General features: G+C 50.9%; 17 protein-coding genes and 1 pseudogene. 5 read left to right on the top strand and 13 right to left on the bottom strand.

What is annotated here, in order from left to right; translation table 11 throughout:
• Nucleotides 1–7: 7 nt before the first annotated feature.
• Entirely contained in the window at nucleotides 8–886 is an 879-nt protein-coding gene (locus P9L94_20085) for a TIM barrel protein (protein MDP8246394.1), read from the top strand.
• A gap of 72 nt (nucleotides 887–958) precedes the next feature.
• Here the strand turns inward: P9L94_20085 and P9L94_20080 are convergent, their stop codons facing one another.
• Nucleotides 959–2,176: a hypothetical protein gene (locus tag P9L94_20080; GenBank protein ID MDP8246393.1), complete on the bottom strand. Its 1,218-nt coding sequence runs from the start codon at nucleotides 2,174–2,176 to the stop codon at nucleotides 959–961.
• Nucleotides 2,177–2,224: 48 nt separating this feature from the next.
• A complete protein-coding gene (locus P9L94_20075; protein ID MDP8246392.1) occupies nucleotides 2,225–2,749 on the bottom strand; it encodes a phage tail protein in 525 nt (174 codons plus the stop codon).
• 487 nt (nucleotides 2,750–3,236) lie between these two features.
• Here P9L94_20075 and P9L94_20070 point away from each other — a divergent pair, with 487 nt between their 5' ends.
• Nucleotides 3,237–4,574: a hypothetical protein gene (locus P9L94_20070; GenBank protein MDP8246391.1), complete on the top strand. Its 1,338-nt coding sequence runs from the start codon at nucleotides 3,237–3,239 to the stop codon at nucleotides 4,572–4,574.
• Nucleotides 4,575–4,714: 140 nt separating this feature from the next.
• Entirely contained in the window at nucleotides 4,715–5,032 is a 318-nt protein-coding gene (locus P9L94_20065) for an RHS repeat domain-containing protein (protein ID MDP8246390.1), read from the top strand.
• Nucleotides 5,033–5,052: 20 nt separating this feature from the next.
• Here the strand turns inward: P9L94_20065 and trkA are convergent, their stop codons facing one another.
• The 8 genes from trkA to P9L94_20025 form a co-directional block, all read right to left on the bottom strand.
• Nucleotides 5,053–6,486: a Trk system potassium transporter TrkA gene (gene trkA, locus P9L94_20060; GenBank protein ID MDP8246389.1), complete on the bottom strand. Its 1,434-nt coding sequence runs from the start codon at nucleotides 6,484–6,486 to the stop codon at nucleotides 5,053–5,055.
• A complete protein-coding gene (locus P9L94_20055) occupies nucleotides 6,468–7,604 on the bottom strand; it encodes a glycerate kinase (GenBank protein MDP8246388.1) in 1,137 nt (378 codons plus the stop codon). Before P9L94_20055 ends, trkA begins: the two co-directional genes overlap by 19 nt.
• A 20-nt stretch (nucleotides 7,605–7,624) precedes the next feature.
• Nucleotides 7,625–8,716 (bottom strand): MlaD family protein, encoded by a 1,092-nt coding sequence (locus tag P9L94_20050; GenBank protein ID MDP8246387.1) that lies wholly within the window; start codon nucleotides 8,714–8,716, stop codon nucleotides 7,625–7,627.
• Nucleotides 8,717–8,802: 86 nt separating this feature from the next.
• Nucleotides 8,803–9,648 carry an ABC transporter ATP-binding protein gene (locus P9L94_20045; GenBank protein ID MDP8246386.1) on the bottom strand — a complete coding sequence of 282 codons (846 nt, stop codon included), beginning with the start codon at nucleotides 9,646–9,648 and terminating at the stop codon, nucleotides 8,803–8,805.
• 54 nt (nucleotides 9,649–9,702) lie between these two features.
• Complete coding sequence (locus P9L94_20040; protein ID MDP8246385.1) at nucleotides 9,703–11,133, bottom strand: hypothetical protein; 1,431 nt, start codon at nucleotides 11,131–11,133, stop codon at nucleotides 9,703–9,705.
• 78 nt (nucleotides 11,134–11,211) lie between these two features.
• Nucleotides 11,212–11,682: a hypothetical protein gene (locus tag P9L94_20035; protein ID MDP8246384.1), complete on the bottom strand. Its 471-nt coding sequence runs from the start codon at nucleotides 11,680–11,682 to the stop codon at nucleotides 11,212–11,214.
• A 498-nt stretch (nucleotides 11,683–12,180) separates the two neighbouring features.
• The gene (locus P9L94_20030; protein MDP8246383.1) at nucleotides 12,181–13,422 is read right to left on the bottom strand and encodes a peptidoglycan DD-metalloendopeptidase family protein; all 1,242 of its coding nucleotides are present in this window, start codon (nucleotides 13,420–13,422) and stop codon (nucleotides 12,181–12,183) included.
• 234 nt (nucleotides 13,423–13,656) lie between these two features.
• Nucleotides 13,657–14,712 carry a zinc-binding dehydrogenase gene (locus P9L94_20025; protein ID MDP8246382.1) on the bottom strand — a complete coding sequence of 352 codons (1,056 nt, stop codon included), beginning with the start codon at nucleotides 14,710–14,712 and terminating at the stop codon, nucleotides 13,657–13,659.
• 208 nt (nucleotides 14,713–14,920) lie between these two features.
• Here P9L94_20025 and P9L94_20020 point away from each other — a divergent pair, with 208 nt between their 5' ends.
• Entirely contained in the window at nucleotides 14,921–15,298 is a 378-nt protein-coding gene (locus P9L94_20020) for a response regulator (protein MDP8246381.1), read from the top strand.
• 164 nt (nucleotides 15,299–15,462) lie between these two features.
• Here the strand turns inward: P9L94_20020 and rplS are convergent.
• Nucleotides 15,463–15,804: pseudogene (rplS, locus tag P9L94_20015) on the bottom strand (50S ribosomal protein L19).
• Between the two features lie 191 nt (nucleotides 15,805–15,995).
• Between rplS and P9L94_20010 the strand changes: the two are divergent.
• On the top strand, nucleotides 15,996–16,763 hold the full coding sequence (locus tag P9L94_20010; GenBank protein ID MDP8246380.1) for a class I SAM-dependent methyltransferase: 768 nt from the start codon (nucleotides 15,996–15,998) through the stop codon (nucleotides 16,761–16,763).
• Here P9L94_20010 and P9L94_20005 read toward each other — a convergent pair.
• The gene (locus tag P9L94_20005; GenBank protein MDP8246379.1) at nucleotides 16,760–17,323 is read right to left on the bottom strand and encodes an RNA methyltransferase; all 564 of its coding nucleotides are present in this window, start codon (nucleotides 17,321–17,323) and stop codon (nucleotides 16,760–16,762) included. The genes P9L94_20010 and P9L94_20005 overlap by 4 nt on opposite strands.
• Entirely contained in the window at nucleotides 17,320–18,048 is a 729-nt protein-coding gene (gene trmD, locus P9L94_20000) for a tRNA (guanosine(37)-N1)-methyltransferase TrmD (GenBank protein ID MDP8246378.1), read from the bottom strand. The genes P9L94_20005 and trmD overlap by 4 nt, the downstream gene beginning before the upstream one ends.
• Nucleotide 18,049: the final 1 nt, after the last annotated feature.

The raw sequence follows: 18,049 nt of genomic DNA, 5'->3' as shown, positions 1-18,049 counted from the left end.
GCAAACCATGCAACTTAACCGCCGTGATTTTCTCGCAACATCGCTAGCGATGAGCGGGGCCTCAGCTTTCGCCGCGAACGCAAATTCATTCGCCGATCCATTGTTCATTATGGATACCTGGTTTTGGTTCGCCGAACCCAAACCCGCGTGGAAAGACCGCCTCGCCTTTCTCAAATCGCAAGGCGTGAACGCCATCTGCTTTTCATTGGGGATGGGTGATGAACGCTGGGACGAATTTCTCGAAGTCGCCGATCTAACCGAATCAATGGGCGTGGAGTTGGTCACAGTCTACGTTGGAATCAACATCGACGACGAAGGCGTTAGTCCGTTGATGCAAAAGGTAATCGACCGCCTCAAGGGCCGCAAGACGAAACTGCATGTCCCCATCACCAGCAAGACATACAAGCAGTCTGACCCTGCAGGCGACTCGAAGGCGCTGTCCGCGCTTCATCATGCGGCGGAAAAATCCTTCGCGGCGGACTTGCCGATTTCACTCTACCCTCACGTCAACTATTGGGGCGAACGGGCGTCCGACATGGCGCGTCTAGCCAAACAATTTAACGATCCTCGCTTGCGCATTACCTTTAATCTTTATCATTGGTTGAAGGTCGAAGGTCCCGACAATTTAGAGGCCGCCATTGAAACCGTGCTGCCTTATCTCGATTGCGTCACTATCAACGGCTCGTTTAACAATGCTAAAGAGATTGAAGTTCGCGCGGGCATACTTCCCTTAGGCGAAGGCGACTACGACGTGTTGTCATTCGTTACAGCGTTTAAGCAAGCGGGATACAGCGGTCCGCTTGGCATACAAGGCTACGGCATCGACGGCGACGTGGTTCCTAAACTTGCTGATACCATTGCGGTGTGGAAGGCTTGGAATTTGTAATTTTTTTTAATAAAAAATCGCCGCCGATGAGAAATTTCTCCCGGCGGCGATTGGATTTGATTTGGAGTTCAGTTATTCAAATGTTCCAAATGCAGAAATCGCAGACGGCTCAAAATCGCCTTTGATTAAAACCAGGTGCACTCCGTTAAAGTCACGAACCAATGCGACCAGCCCTTGCGCCGCACTATAGGAAATCCCCGCAATCGAAGCGCCGCCGCGACTGCTAACCAATGTAGCAAAGGTCACGCCCGTATATTCGGCATCAACCTCATCTGGATTAAACCAATGAATTTCACGCGGTAAGGCGTTTTCTTCAGCCAGTAAGACAAACGTCCCGCCAGACGGCAAGCTCAATTGACCAGTCGTCATTGATTGAGGCGCTTCTTTACTTGTGGGCAGAATACCAATCCGCGCTTCTTCAAAGTCGTTATTCGCGAGTTCAAAGAAAGGCGTGCTCGGTTTTGGCGTCGGCGTGGTTTGTGCGGGACGATAATCGCCCGTGGTTGCATAGATCGAGGTGTAGCGCGAACTCAGGCTTTGCGTCAGGCTCTGCAGTTCAGGACGGATGAAACTCAGGATGTTTCCTTCTTCATCAATAATTCGATAGCCTTGTCCTGAAAGCGAAAGCGCGACGGCAGCCGTAGGCAGAGTATCCGCTGTCGGCAATTGGACTGACAAGCCAAATGATTTGACCTCGCCGTTTTCATACAGAACGTAGTAACCACCTTGGATGACTTCGAGGTCAACCGCTTTTAATTTGCTTGATTCAGAGAACCCATAGTTGGTGGCGTCTCCGAAAAAAGCCAATTCGCCTGTCTCATACAATACGATGTAGCCTTTGCCGCTGTTGGTCAGTTCAATGTCAACGGCGTTGTCCATCACCAGTTCGCCGCGAAACACCGCTTCCCCGACGGTCAAGACTTTGCCTTCATCGGTGAGAAAATACATCCCCAAAAACGAGGGGTCCGGTTCTAACGCCACCACATTTTCTCTCCGTTCCAGTTCAGGAACCCCAAAACTCACCGCGTCGCCAAAGGTATGCAGCCCGGCTTCGTCATCCAAAATGTAATAGCCGTTGCGGGTTGGAGTCAGGGTAAAATCAACAGCAGTGATATCTTCTGCGCTGCCGTAATCCACCGCAGTTCCAATCGTTTTGATGGAACCGTCCGCATAAAGAATGTAGAGATCGGATTCACCAAACGACGTCTCAATATCTACCGCATCCTGCCCAACCACAAAACCAGCGACCAGAAACACCGCAGCCATTATCAATGTTAATTTTTTCATCATTTGCGTCAACTCACTTTCTTGCCAGTAGACTTTCTGCTGCGGCTAGCGTTAATCGGTCAGTTCAAAACTATCGTAAGCAAACTCGTATCGTTCCATGTAGCGGGTTGAACTTTCAATCGACAGAGGAGGCAGCGTCAAACGCGCAGGCCAGCAATTTTTATAGATGACGCGCAATACGCGGGAGCCGCTTTTATTTCGAATATCCACCCAGATGTCTCGTTTATTCACGGTGCCAGCAATAATTTCATCGCGCCAGTCGCGCATCTTTTTATCGAAGACGCCATGAAAAACCAACCGCGCATATCGAGTACCACCCGGGGCCGATTTTCCATTTTCAACTGTGACGGTGGTTTCGTTGTCGATCCCCTCCAACATGTAAACTTCGCCAATCGAAGCCAGGCCTTTGATTTCGACGTCTACTGTTGATGTAACCGGGTAATCACGCGTATCAGAATCGTCAAAGTCTTGAGGAGTAATATTTTGCGCTCCTGAAGGCGACACCACCGCCCAGGCTCCGACCATGAGAATGCTTGACAGTACAAACACGATAAAACCTTGTTTCTTCCAAATCATTAGTTTGTTTCCTTTCTTATTGTGGGGCAGATCAATATTTCATCAAAAATCAAACCGCATATCACTAAATTGTAGACATTTATTGTGAATTTGACTAATGGGTCTGTTTTAGCGGAACCCGTCCATAATCATACTTTAATCCGACAAAGCGAATCCTGCAAAAAAAGCCGTCAAAAAGAATTGAAGAAACCCGCCGCTGTCACTATTATATAGCCATTAACTGACGCCGCACTTCAACGCTGAATAAAAATTGAAACGGTTCTGCGGTGTGCGTGATCGGGACACAGTTTGAGAGGCTAATGTTAGCACTATTGGGCTCTTGTCGTCTGCTTTCGCCTCATGCCCTATAGGGGAAGGCGGCGTGGCAGGCTGTAGGGCCCACCTGTTGAGTAAGGTCTTCTCAACGCCACCCACACGGCACAGGCGGTCTGTTTCATACCAACGGCCCTCATATCGAGGGCCGTTTTTGTTTGGGGCGCGGAGAAACTTGTGTATACTGACCAGCGGCGACCATACCATCGAAAAGATATCAATCATTATGCCTGGCTCACTTGCTCTTGTTACGACAGAAAACCTACCCTACTCGCCCCGGCCTTGCGCCGGGGGCGGCGTCCGAATTAGCGGCCTGGGCGATGTTTTAAAACAATCCGGCGTAGACTGCACCTATTGGCTACTGGAAGACTGGCGCGGCTCACTCGATCCACGGTTTGATTTTCCCGTCGAATTTTACCGCCCGGAGCAACTTCACCAATTGCTAAACGGTTCGAACCATGACGCTGTTTTGTTTGAACAATGGCAGCCCCTCACCTATTTAAAAGAACCGCTCAAGATACCCGTGATTGTTGACTTGCCGGGGCCGTTGATGATGGAATATCACTGGCGCGACCCGGATAACTATCTTCAACACATGACCGACAAACTCTTCTGTCTCGCGCAAGCCGACTACGCCGTCTGCGCCGATGAACGGCAACGCGGCTACTATTCCGCATGGTTGTCGTGGGCGGGCTGGGACCCCTCGGAAAACCGCTTACGCGTCGCGCCGTTTTGTATGCGCGAGATGCCTAAATCGCGCCAAGGCCATGTGGAAGACGAGCCGCTCTTTCTTTGGGGCGGCATGTTCTGGCCGTGGCATGACCGCCGCGCCGCCTTCCAATGCGTCGTCGATGCCTTGCAAAAAGCTGACCGCGGCCAGCTGGCAATCGTCGGCGCCAACGGCGATGAAGAATCCCTTGGTCCATTCTACCAATCCTACGCACAGCACAATCGCGTCTCTTGGCTTGGACAATACGCGTTCACCGATTACGTCACCGAACTCAAACGCTCGGCGGTTGCGCTTGACCTGAGCGCTCCCACCGAAGAGCGGCGCCTGTCGTCTGACTTGCGTACCGGGACGGCGCTCTGGGCGGGAACGCCTTGCATCGTGACGCCGGAATCAGCCTGGGCAAGAATGATTGAGCAACATAACGCCGGGTGGGTGGTTTCCAACGGCGATCACAAACAGCTGAGCAGCATCGTCGCGCAACTTGCCTTGGAGCGTTGCGACCTCGTCGCGAAACGGCGTGGAGCCTCAGCGGCGTCAGTAGAAATCTCACAAGAAAGTCGCATAAAACCCCTGCTTGACTTACTTGAATCGCCCACAAAAAGACCTGCAAACTCACCTCTTTTATCTTCGCGAGACCAAGATCGTGAACAACGACTGTTGGATTTACAGGAAAGCGTCTTTCAACTTCAGCATGAAAACGAATGTTTAAAACATGACCTCGAATCCATTCGCAAGAACCCTCTTTTCCGCCTTTACAAAAACCTTATAGGATTATTGAAGTAATTGAGTAATTGGGTATAGAATGACTATTCAAATATAATATTTAAAAAAAATGTTATTTTTCTCTTTCTTTTTTCTTTTCAGGTGGTATAGTGGAAACATAAGATTGCAAAATGTAACTAATTTTTATAGGATGTAGGGCAATGGAAATACGAGACCGGATCCAAGCGTTGATGCTTCTAGTTGGCTTGATGGTGGTGGTTGGTTGTTTTTTCAGCCTGCAGAGCGACTCAAATGTAACCACTGAAGATATTCAAGAGACTGTCAAAGCCGAGGTTACCTCTAATTATGAGTATGACGACGCCAATCGCCTTACTGCTATTCACTATTCAGACGGTTTTCATGTTCAGTTTATCTATGACCAAGAGGGAAACCTTACTGAGCGTCGCGAATATCACGACAAAGACGCAGGCGATTCAGGGCCGCAACTCGCAGCGATCGTTTCACAAGAAAACAGTTAGAAATTAAGCCAGTCTCGTTATTATGATTTTCCGTTGGTCGTCAAATTTTGGGCGGCCTTTTTCATCATCGAACGCCACCCGTTTTTTTCTTGATCGGCAAATAAGTCATCCAGTTTCCCCACAGATTCACTGAGCGCAATCATAATGGCATGATCGCCGGCAAGCAGCGCGTCCTCTCCTTTGGGAATAATGATTTCATCCCCACGCACAATCGCGCCTAACAACACATTTTGTGGAAACGGGTTCTCTTTTAATTTTTTTCCGACTAACGGCGAAGTTTCTACGACTTCAAGTTCAATCGCTTCCGCCCGGTCATCGGCTAAAGTTGTCATCGAAAGCGTTTTGCCTTTGCGAACAAACCGCATGATGGCGTTGATAGTCGAAAGCCTTGGATTGATCGCAACGTCGATGGGTTCAATAAACCGCAACAAGGGAATGTACTGCGGCTTGCGGGTAATGCTGATGACGCGCTTGGCGCCTTCCTGCTTAGCCAAAAGCGCCGCGAGGATGTTGGTCTCATCATCTTGAGACGACGCAATAAATCCGTCCGCGTCGCGCACCCCCGCCTCTTTCAACATGCTCATATCGGTACCGTCGCCGTGCAGGATGGTTGCTTCTTGCAAGAGGTCAGCGAAGAGTTCGCAGCGCGCTTCATCTTCTTCGATGATAATGAGGTGAACACCGGCGGCTTCGAGCCGTTCCGCCAAAAAGAACGCCGCCCGGCTGGCGCCGACGACAACAACTTTCTTCAAGGTCGCGTCTTTGACTCCGCCCAGTTCACTTAGATATCCATAAGCGCTGGGCGATGTGATAACGTACACTTGGTCGCCCGCATTCACAATCGTGTCGCCGCGCGGCACCACCACGTCTCCGCTGCGCACGACGCAGGCAAATAGCAGGGTTTCGTCATAGCCGAGTTTGGGCAACTCTTTCAGCGCCTTGCCGCACAAAAGCGATTCTGGCTTCACTTGAAAGCCGATCAATTTCAAGCGGCCTTCGGCGAATTCCGCCACGCTGTTCGCCATGGGAATCATCAACAAATCGTGTAGTTCCAGCGAAGCCACTTCATCAGGGTTGATAATCAAATCCATGTGCATCGCATCCGCGTACAATGCGCGGTCGGGTACCAGATATTCTTCGTTTCTGACCCGCGCGATAGCGGTTGTGACATTAAATTGTTTTGCCAACGACGCCGACACCATGTTGCACTCGTCATTGTCGCTGACGCCAATGAACAGATCAGCGTTTTGAATGCCCGCGTCGATCAACACCTGGGCGCTGGCGCCATTGCCAGCAATGCACATCGCATCAACATGGTTCTCAATCTCAGCCAACAGCGTGGTATTGGCGTCGATGATTTTTACCTGATGGCCTTCTTTGGTAAGACGGCGCGCCAGGCCCTGCCCTACCTGTCCGGCCCCCATGATAATGACGGTTAGTTGGAGTTTTGCCACAATCGAACCACCTGTTCGCTGGCGTCGGCCAGAAGAGTTTTCGCATTCGCCATCGCGTCGTCTAGCGACATCGGCCCCGGGACTATCGAGAAGAGCGCTGTCATACCGTTAGTATACAAGGCGGATAAATCACCGGAGAGACTGCCCGCCAACCCAACGGCAGGAACGCCAAACCGCTTCGCTCGAGCAGCAACGCCCGCAGGCGCTTTGCCGTATTGGGTTTGCTCGTCTATTTTGCCTTCGCCGGTGATGACCAACTGTGCGCCTTGCAAGGCGTCATCTAATTTGACGGTATCAGCCACCAAGTCAAATCCCGAACGAATTTCCGCGCCGCAGAATGCAACCAGCCCAGCGCCTAATCCGCCCGCAGCGCCCGCGCCCGGCAACTCGGCGACGTCAACGCCAAACGCATCGCGCCAACAGCGCGCCGCGTTCACCAGCCCTGCGTCGAGTGCGTCCACCATATCCGGCGTCGCGCCTTTTTGCGGGCCAAACACCGCAGCGGCGCCCTCTGGGCCGACCAATGGATTGGTCACGTCGCTTGCGATAAGAATTTTTGTTTTTCGTAATTGGGGATGCACATTCTGCGAAACAATGTGCGCGAGCATTTGCAATCCGCCGCCGTTGGCTTCAATAGGATTGCCCGCTGAATCCAGCAAGCCATAGCCTAAGGCCGACGCCATGCCGAGTCCGCCGTCAACCGTCGCGCTGCCGCCGATGCCCATAATGATGGTTTCACAGCCGCGATCTAACGCATCGCGAAGCAATTCTCCGGCGCCGAATGTGCTGGTCTTCATTGGATTGCGCTCATCAGGCGCCAGCAACCGCAGCCCCGACGCCTCCGCCATTTCGATGACGGCGACGCGCCCATCATCGATGGTTCCATAGCGGGATTGGATAGGCCGCATCAATGGATCATGGACTTTGACTTCACGCCACTTACCCTCACGCGCCGCCAGTACCGACTCCGCTGTTCCGTCTCCTCCGTCAGCGACAGGAACGCACACAACTTCCGCATCGGGAATGACGCGCAACACGCCTTGCGCAATTGCGGCGGCGGCGGCGGGCGCAGAAATACTCTCTTTAAATGCGTTTGGAGCTATCACAATGCGAGTCATGGAAAATGTCCTGGTCGAATTTACTTCGATGGCGCGGGCAACGGGTCCCACTTGGGCGATACCCGCGCGGGCGATTGTTTTCCCTCTGACTTCCAAACCACCCGCCAAGGGTCTTTGTTGAGTTGTGCGCTCAGTTCATTGAGATGGATGGAGGTTTCTTTTAAATTCGCGAGCATCCCGTCAATTTCAGAACGGTTTTCGACGATGGCCTTATCAACGTCGTCGAGCAAGGTCGCCGCTTTGTCTTGAATCTCGCCAATCCGGGTCTTCACGCTTTGCATCAATTGGCGCATCTCACGCACCGTTGCGGAAGCATCCGGGCTAATCTCATCAATGAGATCATTCACCTGCGCTAACGCCTTGTCCATCTTATCGCCGACGTTTTTCACCAATGGCGACACGTCGCCTGACGCCTCGCGTAGATTGCGCAACGTCGGCACGACTTCGCCCGAAGCGCTCGCAATCAAATCGCCGGACTTGTCTAAGACATTGCGAAAACGCGGGCGCGCTTCCTGCAACATCTCACGCAATTCACTTGCGATCACTTTTACTTCGCCGCTCAGGTCGTCCACAATGCCGGAGGCTTTGCCCAACGGCTCTTGAATGCCGTCCAACACGTCGTTGACTTTTGCCAACACAATTTTCACGTCGCTGGCGAGCGCAAAAAATTCACCGATGGACGCATACGGCGTTCCGTCGATATATATATTTTCCGGGTCAAGATTTCCTTTTTCGATTAACGTGCTCAAACGCTGCTCTTTGGTTCCGCCGGAAATTTCAATAAACAAAGGCGACAACATGCCAGACGAAGTGAATTCCACTTTTGAATCCATCGAAACCGGAGAATCATAATCAAGCGTGAGTTCAATGACGGGAGTGTCGTTTTCAAAGTCGTAGCGTTTTTTGGTCACGGAGCCGAACCGTACGCCAGCGTAGGTCACCGGGGCGTGGAGTTCGATGCCGACCACGCTAGGGACGCGCACGCTCACCGTCACCGAATCGGCGAAAATTGATTGAAAGTTGCCCAATGACATGGTGAGCACTACAACCAGCATGACAGCAAGAATGACCAATAACCCGACTTTGACTTCAGACAGCGTAACGGCCGCCATAGATAAGACCTCTCATCCATTGTTCTGTTCAATGCTCACGCGACAAAGTGTGACGCCCTTCTCACAAAAACGCAACAAGAGAACGCTCAATCCATTTTCAGCAAATCTTGAATATAATCGTCCGCCGACATGTGAAATTTGATGGGGCCGTCCGCCGTCCCGTCAACAAACTGCTTAATCAACGGGTCGGTGGGGTTTTCAAATTCTTGCGGCGGGCCTTCGGCGATAATTTTGCCTTCATGCAACATAATCATCTGGTCGGCGATTTTAAACGCGCTGTCCATGTGGTGAGTGACGACCACCGAGGTAATGCTCATCTTGCGCGACAAGTCTAACATCAAATCATCAATGACCGCCGCAGTAATCGGGTCCAATCCCGCCGACGGTTCGTCGTAATAAACAATGCCGGGATCGAGCGCAATCGCCCGCGCCAGGCCGACGCGCTTTTTCATCCCGCCGGAAATCTGCGAGGGCTTTAAATCTTCGAAGCCGCGCAAACCGACCAGTTCCAATTTCATCTTCACAATCATCTTGATGATTTTGGAATCCAAGTCGGTGTGTTCAATCAACGGCAGCGCTACGTTGTCGCCAACGGTCATCGAGTTAAACAAGGCGCCGTTTTGAAAGAGGATGCCAAATTGCTTACGAACGGGATCAAGGGCGTCGTCATCCATCGGGGCGATGTCAACGCCGTCATAGAGCACCTGCCCACGCGTTGGCTTCAACACGCCGACCATGATGCGCAGTAGAGTCGATTTGCCGCTGCCGCTGCCGCCGATGATGACCGTCGTCTTTCCCGTCGGAACAGTAAAGTTGATGTCCTTCAAGACATGGCGCGGGCCAAACGTCTTGGCCACATGGCGCACTTCGATCGAAGGCGGCGTTACGCTCGAATCTACGAGTGAGTCTGGAATCTGGGCTGTCTCATTCATACGAGGTCAAATCGTACTCGCATTTGGCCAAATCAAGAACAGCCTCTTTTCATTTTATCGACATTCGACCAACACCAGCCAAGGCGCCTCCATCCCCGGCGACTGCAAGCGGATCGCGTTGTCTTTGATGTCCGCCGACTTGGGCGACAAAAACTGGCCTGCGTTTGGGTCTAACCAACGCACGAACGCGCTCTTCACTGGCTCAGGAAGTTTCAAATTCACCTCGCCGCCTTTGGGGAAATACAGCGCATACGCCTTGCCCGAAATCGCCAAGCAGTAGGCTTCATTATCATCGCACTCGCTCAAGACGCCGGGCGCCGGTTCGGAATGAAAGATATCGAAATCATTCAAAAACGTCCGCATCGAACGGATTAGAGTCTGCGCTTCCGGGGCCAAACCAAGGCCGCTGTCAGGCCGATGGAACCGGGTGGACGCGCATCCCGCAAACACGTTGCGCATCCAACGTTCAATGCCCACCGCTGGATCGTTAGGCCGATTGCCGCCCAGGCGATGATAGACTTTGACGTTGCTCATCGGACGAACGCCGCCGGGCGTATTGGCTAAGTTGTTTCGCATCCACAACAAGCGGTCGTAATGCGTCTGGCCTTCTTGCCAATTGTTTTGCGAAACTTCCATGAACGAAAACACGTCAGGATTCATGTACGTCGGTTTGTGTTCATCGGCGCGGATATCCCAATTGTCATACATTTCGGTCACTTGAACGGTGACGCCTTTTTGTTTTGCATATTCACGAACAAAGCGTCCCCAAAATAACGACCAGCCAGCCGGTGCGCGGGTTTCGTTGTCCATACAATACAAAACATTGGGATAAGGCAGCGCAACATCAAGCGCCTTTTTAACGAACGCTTTTTGGTATTTCAATAGCAGCGTCTCATTGTTCATTTCGGGAAACGAAAAGAAAAACGGGTTGCGCTTTTGCGCCGGATGAAAATCCCATTCGGGCTTCATGGCAGTTGCGTCCGCCGAAATGTTCTTATTATTGGCGGGATTAAACGGGTGCTTCAACCAATACTCGCGGTAGTGGTCAAAGGTCGCCCATAATTCAATTTGTACAAACGCGTCTTGTTGATAGGCTTGGTCGATGCTGGCTTCTAAGCGGCGCCAATATTCAGGATTGAATTTATCGAGATCAAACAAGCCGTTCGTTTTTTCAAATGGATAGACGTTGCCTTCATCGCGGACAGAAAGCGTGCTGCGAATGTAATTCGCGCCGCAGGCTTTCATTTTCTCAAAATTGTCTTTCATCATGTCGAGATTGTTGAATAGATTGTCTTCATCCGACCCGCCAAGAAGCAGCGCCGGCTCGCCTTTGTATGACCAATACCAGGCGTTTTCGCTCCAGGGTTTGATGGCTTCTTTTTCGCGCTGTTCGTGACTTGGCGCATCGGCTTGCACGACAAAAACGCTAGCAAGCAATAAACAAAAGATAGAGGCGAATTGAGTAAAAAACCGGTTTGTTGACATTGTCATTTCTCCCACGAAAAGATGATTTAGAATATCACAATCCATAGAACAAATGATAGGAAGAGAGGGCCCGCGCAACTACCCTAAAACAGGCAAACTGATTGCGGCGACGCGCTTCTTTTCGCGGGTCGCGTCAATCGCGTCTTTGATGCGCCGCAATTCTTCATCGCTGATTTCGACGCCAACGTAACGCACAGGCGGGGTGTAATCATCCGTGGGATAGAAAATCACGTCTTGTTTGCCGGGGGAACTAGAGGATTGCGCTTCGACCGAACGGACGCGATAAATTTCTAAAATCCGGTTTACTTTGTCGAAAGAATCATTGCGGATTTGTACATAGCGCTGCGTGACCAGATATTCTGTACTCGAATGCTTCAACCAGATTCGGTAGGTAAACCAAATAGGAACAATCAACCAACCGAAAAGCAAGCATACAAGAATGGAAGGCAGAACCGTCCGGCCCGACGGCGCCCCTTGCCATAGGATTGCATCATTGGATAAGGGTACGCGAGTGGGCGCGAAGTCTTTTTGCGGGAAAAAATGCGACATTGAAGTTTTGGTTCTTTCTATGCAAAGTATTAACAGGATCGAACCAAAACCATACTCAGTTCATGTGCGCTGGTAAAGATGAAGGCAAGGGTGAAGCGCCGCGTCATTGCGGGTACAGCGAAGCAATCTGCCCAGGCGTGGGTACAAGTGCAGGCTATCAGGCCCGATTGCACAGGCGCTCACAGAGATGCCCCCACGCCTGCCAAGTTTTTTGTGGATAAAAAATAGTCTGGAAGGATAAATCCAATGCCATCGGTTTAATGTACGGAGTCAGGGCTTTTCGCCCCACTTTTTAAGGGGGGTGGCGCTGAAAGCGCCGGGGGGATTTCAAAATAGTATAAACAAAGCGAATACATTCAAACAATAGGGCTGCCGTCGCTTCGCGACGCCTTGGGCTCGCCCCTTTTTAAATCAATGACATTGCCTTTGTGATCTCCCCCATATTGGGGAAAAAAGCGGTGAAACGATTTTTCGTTTTTCGTACTTGTACCAAAATATTCATCGTTGTGCGATGGATTGCATCGGTAAAAAGCCCATCGGGTCTACCGGTTGGCCGCCTCGCATGACTTCGAGATGAAGATGCGGCCCGGTTGCATTTCCAGTTTGACCGGAGAGACCGACCGTTTCCCCGGCGCGAATTTGATCGCCCGCTTCAACAAAACGCTCTGAAAGATGCGCATAGCGCGAGACCAAACCGTCTCCGTGTGAAACGTCGACGACGTTGCCGTAACCGCTTTGTTCACCCGAATACACAACCGTCCCATCTTGGATCGGTTGAATCGGCGTACCATTTTGCACGCCGATGTCGATGCCGTTGTGCTGGCGCCATTCGCCGTCAATTGGATGATGCCGCATTCCAAAGGCGGAAGTAATCGGCCCGCTCGCTGGCATCTGCGCATCGGTATTCATTGCGACCGATTTATCGGAGTCGCGACGGGCAATCACAAATTCTTGAATGGGGCTGAGGTCGAGATTTTGTCCCGCGAGAATCCGGTTCGGGTTTGAAAGTTCATTGGCGTTTGACATCACTCCCACTAAGCGATAAATGTCTCGGGTAGAAAAATCAATCTGCTGACCGCGCAGCGTATCGACAACAATCTGCGAAAGGGTATCGCCGCGCTGTACGCGATAGTTTGAATCAACTGGCTGCCAGTTTTCTTCCACAGGCGCCGTTTCAACGACAGGCGCAACGGCCTCATTCGCGACAGGTTCACTCTTGAGAACAGGCGTGTTTTTCGCTGCCGCCTGGTTCTGGGCAGGCGCCTGGAACACGTATTCAACCGGTCTTGCCGGACGCACCGACACGTCATTCACTTGCTTGGGTTCGTAGATCGCGTCCCACAGATGTTCATTCTGCGCAGGCGCCATCTCAAGACCCGGCGCGGGGTTCGCCGCCGTCTCAATCACGGTGCTGGTCACAGATGAAACCGGCTTACTCATGGGCGGCAATATATCCGCCAGTTGCTTTTTTAACTCTTCATCGGATTGGAAGCGTTCTTGCGCCGCTTCGCCCATCGATTCGCTTCGGACAACAGGCGCTTGTTGAATAAGCGGTTCGGAGCCGGTCGCGGGAGTCAACAACGCATTCGGCTTCAACATCGGCGACGGCGCTTGGGTAGACGCTTGGTCAAGTAATTCGGAAAATGACGCTGGCTGCGGTGGAACCACCCGGTTCCGTATTGGCGGCGACGAACTGGTAACAGGCGCCGTGTCCAATGGATTCAAATAAAAATCCGCCATGATATGTCTCCTCTGCCCTCTTGTTCAACTACACACAATGCAAAATAAGTTGATGCGATGAATGGATGTGCAAGCGCCATTCCAATTTGGATGAGAGGAGAGAAAAAACCAATGCGAAGGTTGAGTAATAATCTTATAAATAAAGAGTTATGAATAAAAATACAGAGGCCGCCCGATTGAGATCAGGAGAGAAGCATAAAGAAAATTGATTATAAAGAGGAAAAAATTTCCGCCTTATTCGATATGCCCATTCGGTTCAATGATCGCTTTGACGACCGTCGAATCGTGCATCTGCTCAAACCCGTCCTGCCAGCGCTCAATGGGAAACGTAGCGCTAATCAAAGGGGTGACGTCGATGTTTCCAGAAGCCATCATTTTGATGACGCGCTCCCAAATTTCCCAATTATGGCTGAAGGCGCCCTGCAAGCGCACTTCTTTATGAACAAGCGGATCCAGCGAGAAATTATACGCACCAGGCCCCCAGCCCACGCGGACAATATCACCGCCGGGCCGAACGATATCAATCGCGTCTTTGAGCGAGGTGTTGCTGCCGGAGGCGTCAATGACGACTTCAAGCCCCATGCCGTCGCCGATTTCACGCACCTGTTCGCGCAGCGTCCCTTTGTCGATCATCACGGGGTGCGTCGCGCCAAGTTTTTGTCCCAATTTGAGTCGTGATTCATCCCGCGAAAGCCCCGTCAAAAGAATGGGGTTGGCTCCGCTACGTTTTGCGATCTGTACGCAAAGCAAGCCCACCGTGCCGCTGCCCAGAATCGCGACGGTCATCCCCGCGCGAATTTTGGCGTGGTGAGAAACCGCATGGTAGGCAACGCAGGCCGGTTCACACAACGCCGCCTGGCTCAATGGAATCGATTTGGGGATTCGATGCAAGCAACGGGCGGGCACCTCGACCAGCTGCGCCAAACCACCGTTCTTTCCTTGCCCAAATCCGATGCGGTGCGGGCACAAGTGATATTGCCCGGTTCGGCAAAAATGACATTCGCCGCAGATAAACGCCGCCGTCTCTGACACTACCCGGTCGCCGGGAGCGAACTCGGTCACGCCCGGCCCCACGTCTTCAATCACGCCGCTAAACTCATGGCACATCACAACTGGAATCTGTACGGGCCAGCTATGCTCATTCAAATACTGATGGACGTCGGTGCCGCAAATTCCAACCGCCGCCACGCGAAGCAAGACTTGGCCGCGTTGAATCTCAGGCGTTTTGACTTCGCGCAGTTCAACTGCACGTTCACGTAGGGCATACTGAACAACGGCGGGTTGGTTCAATTGACTCTCCTAAATTGTGAGGATGTATCATAATAATACGCCAGAAATAAAAAATAAATGCAAATCAGCAACAATGTAATAAATAAGCAATTAAACTTAGACTCAAATAATGATAGAATCTATCGGTCTTGCTAAATAATTAGCCTTTTATACTTGTATAAAAAAAAATCGTTTTATACACAACTTTGAGTCTGCTTCTAAGGAGAAAATGGTGTCTAACCATGTAGTCCTTCTAATCGAAGACGAGGAAATGGTCATTGACGTCGCCAGCATGATGTTAATCCGGCTTGGCTGTGAAGTTGAAGTTTCAAAAACAGGAAGCGAAGCTATCGCAGCCATGCAGGCGAATAGCAATAAATTTGATTTTATGATTGTTGATTTTAACCTGCCCGATATGACGGCGATCGAATGCCTAACCGAGATACGCAAGATTTCAAAAACCCCGGCAATACTCTCTAGCGGCTATGGAAATAACCTGTCGGAAGAAGAATGCGACGCGTTAATCGTTAAAGCCATTCTCAGCAAACCCTTCTCACTCAGCCAATTGGAAGCCGTCCTTGAATCGGTCTCCAATCCCCAAGCATAAAAAAGGCCCTCACAAAATGGAGGGCCTGAAAAGTCAAATCAGATAAGAATGTACGACTATTTTGCTGCGGCTTTTGCGGCCTTTTTGGCTTTTTTGGCCTTCTTCACTTTGGCGACTTTGGCCACGACGCCCATTTTCGCCAAATCTTCGCGCAAGTTCTTTTGACGCGCTTTGATGCGGGTCGCTTTACCGACGCGCTCACGCAGATAGTACAATTTCGCGCGGCGAACATGACCGCGGCGCACGACGCTAATCGATTCGATTTTGGGAGAGTTAATTGGGAAGTTACGCTCGACCCCAACGCCGAATGAAATTTTGCGTACGGTGAAGGTTTCGCTTAAACCGCCGCCTGCGCGGGCTATCACGACGCCTTCAAACGCCTGGATTCGTTCTTTTTCGCCTTCAATGACTCGGGTATTGACGCGAACGGTATCGCCAGATTGAAAGTGGGGCAGATTTTGTTTGAGTTGGCTTTCCTCAAATGCTTTAAGGCCTGGGTGTTCCATGATCGTTTCGTCCTCCAACGGTTGGCTCAAATAGAATTATGATTTGAGCGCACAAGACGGTGATTATATCTCAAAAAGGCACTGGTTCAAAGCCTACTGAACAACTTTTAATCGAAGCAATTCAAAAATTAAATTGAATTGCAAATTATACTGGCTATAATTACGAAAAACATTGACCTTTATATAAACAAATGAACCAGTTAAACGATGTTGACCCCGAAGAGATTAAACAACGGATCTTCAAGGGCGAGTCGATCAAAGCGCTCGCAATTCAGTATCAGGTAACTCCACAAGAAGTGCTCGCCTACTGCGGAAATCCTTTCGTTTATTCACATGAATGGTATGACTACGCCTATCACCAGCAACATTGCAAAGTAGATAGCCGAAATTTTCAAGAAGTTCGGGAAGATTCCATTAAGGCGGGTTACAAAAAGCGCCTCTTAAAATATCTTTCCGAAATCAAAATCCCCAATACGCCCATCTATTGGTTAGAAGTTGGCTGCCATTTAGGAATGACGGCTTGCACGGTATTAGAGAAATACCCCAACATCCAGTCAGTCCACATGATCGACTTTAGCGTTGCCTCTATCGATTGGTGTCAAAAGCAGTTCCCTTATCCCGACCGGGCCCAAATATGGCCTAGCAGCTGTAGCGACATACAGTATCCAAATGTTGACTTGTCAAACCGATATCATGTTGTGTCCTGTTTTGATGTTACTGAACATTTGCCGAATGAAGTCTACTTAAAAACCATCAAAGAAATATACCGGGTTTTACGTCCCTACGGCATCGCACTCGTTCAGCAGGGAAACTACCCTCACCCCAGTCATATCAATATAAAAAAAGAAAATGAACTCTGTGAAGACTTTATCAATCAAAACTTTGAATATGTCCAAAACGCTATTAGCAAAGAAAAAAACACCTATCTGCATGTTTTTCGTAAGATGAGAGAAGATTAGCGCTCGCTCAAAAGACGGTCTAAAATAATGGCTGCGGCGCTGCGAACAGACAAATGGTTGTAGTCGCCCGGCCCGTTGATCGGCTCTAGGATGACGTCGCATTTTTCCAGGAACGAGTCGATCAATCCCCACCCCGTACCAAACATAACCAAGTAAGGGCGGTCGTCGTTTTTCATCCTCTCCCGCAGCGACGAATACGAGACCGAATCATCACGCTTTCTCGCAGTGGTTACCACCAGAATGGGCTTACAACCGCATTCTTTTTCAATCATTGCGATCCCGTCTTCGAGGTGATCGACAATATGGCAGATGGAAAGCGCATCGGTGCGGGTCTGATTGTATTGAGCGCCGTAGTCGCTGCGCCAAAATCCAACCACTTTTTTAGCGAGATGCTGCATGGTGTGCATTGGATTGACGACATAGTACCCTTTGACGCCGAAGGTGTGGCAGCTGCGGGCGATGTCGTGCAAATCGAGCGGCGTGATGGATGTGGTAATCACTTCGCCAGTCTTTTTATAAACAGGATAATGAAGCAAGGCGGTGTAGATCGGAGCGGTCATGGCAACTCGATTCGTTTTTTGTCCGCCGGGTCGGCTTGCTCCAGCCATTGCTGATACAAGTCAGGACGGCGCTCGGCAGTGCGGTTGACGGATTGCTGCAAGCGCCATTTTTCGATTTCCGCATGGTTGCCGCTCAAGAGTACGTCAGGCGCCTTGAGACCGGCCATTTCACGGGGACGCGTGTAACGAGGGCAGTCGAGCAATCCGCTGGTGAATGAATCCTCTTCGACAGATTGCATCTTGCCCACCACGCCGGGGATCAATCGCACCACAGCGTCAACCATGACCATCGCGGGCAACTCGCCGCCAGTGAGAATAAAGTCGCCGATGGAGAGTTCGTCCGGCTGCAACACGTCAATCACCCGTTGATCGACGCCTTTGTAATGCCCGCAGATGAAAATGAGATGAGATTCGTTGACAAGCGCTTCCGCCGTGGATTGCTCAAAGATGCGGCCTTGCGGGGTGGTTAGGATGACATGAGAATGCTCTTGCGTCTCCGTTTTGAGGTCATTTACTGCGTCCAATAAAGGCTGGGCGAGCATCAACATGCCGTCGCCGCCGCCGTATTGCTCGTCATCAGTTTTGTGATGCTTGTCGTGGGTCCAGTCGCGAAGATTATGAATGCGGATATCAACCTGCCCCGCCTCACGCGCCCGTTTGATAATGCTCTCATCAAAGGGGCCGACAAACATCTCCACGAACGTGGTTAAAATATCAACTCGCATG

Origin of the sequence: Candidatus Hinthialibacter antarcticus (assembly GCA_030765645.1) — a bacterium.
In the GTDB taxonomy this organism is placed as follows: Bacteria; Hinthialibacterota; Hinthialibacteria; order Hinthialibacterales; family Hinthialibacteraceae; genus Hinthialibacter; species Hinthialibacter antarcticus.
Note: the sequence above shows the minus strand (reverse complement) of the source record. Positions and strands in the feature narration are given on the sequence as shown.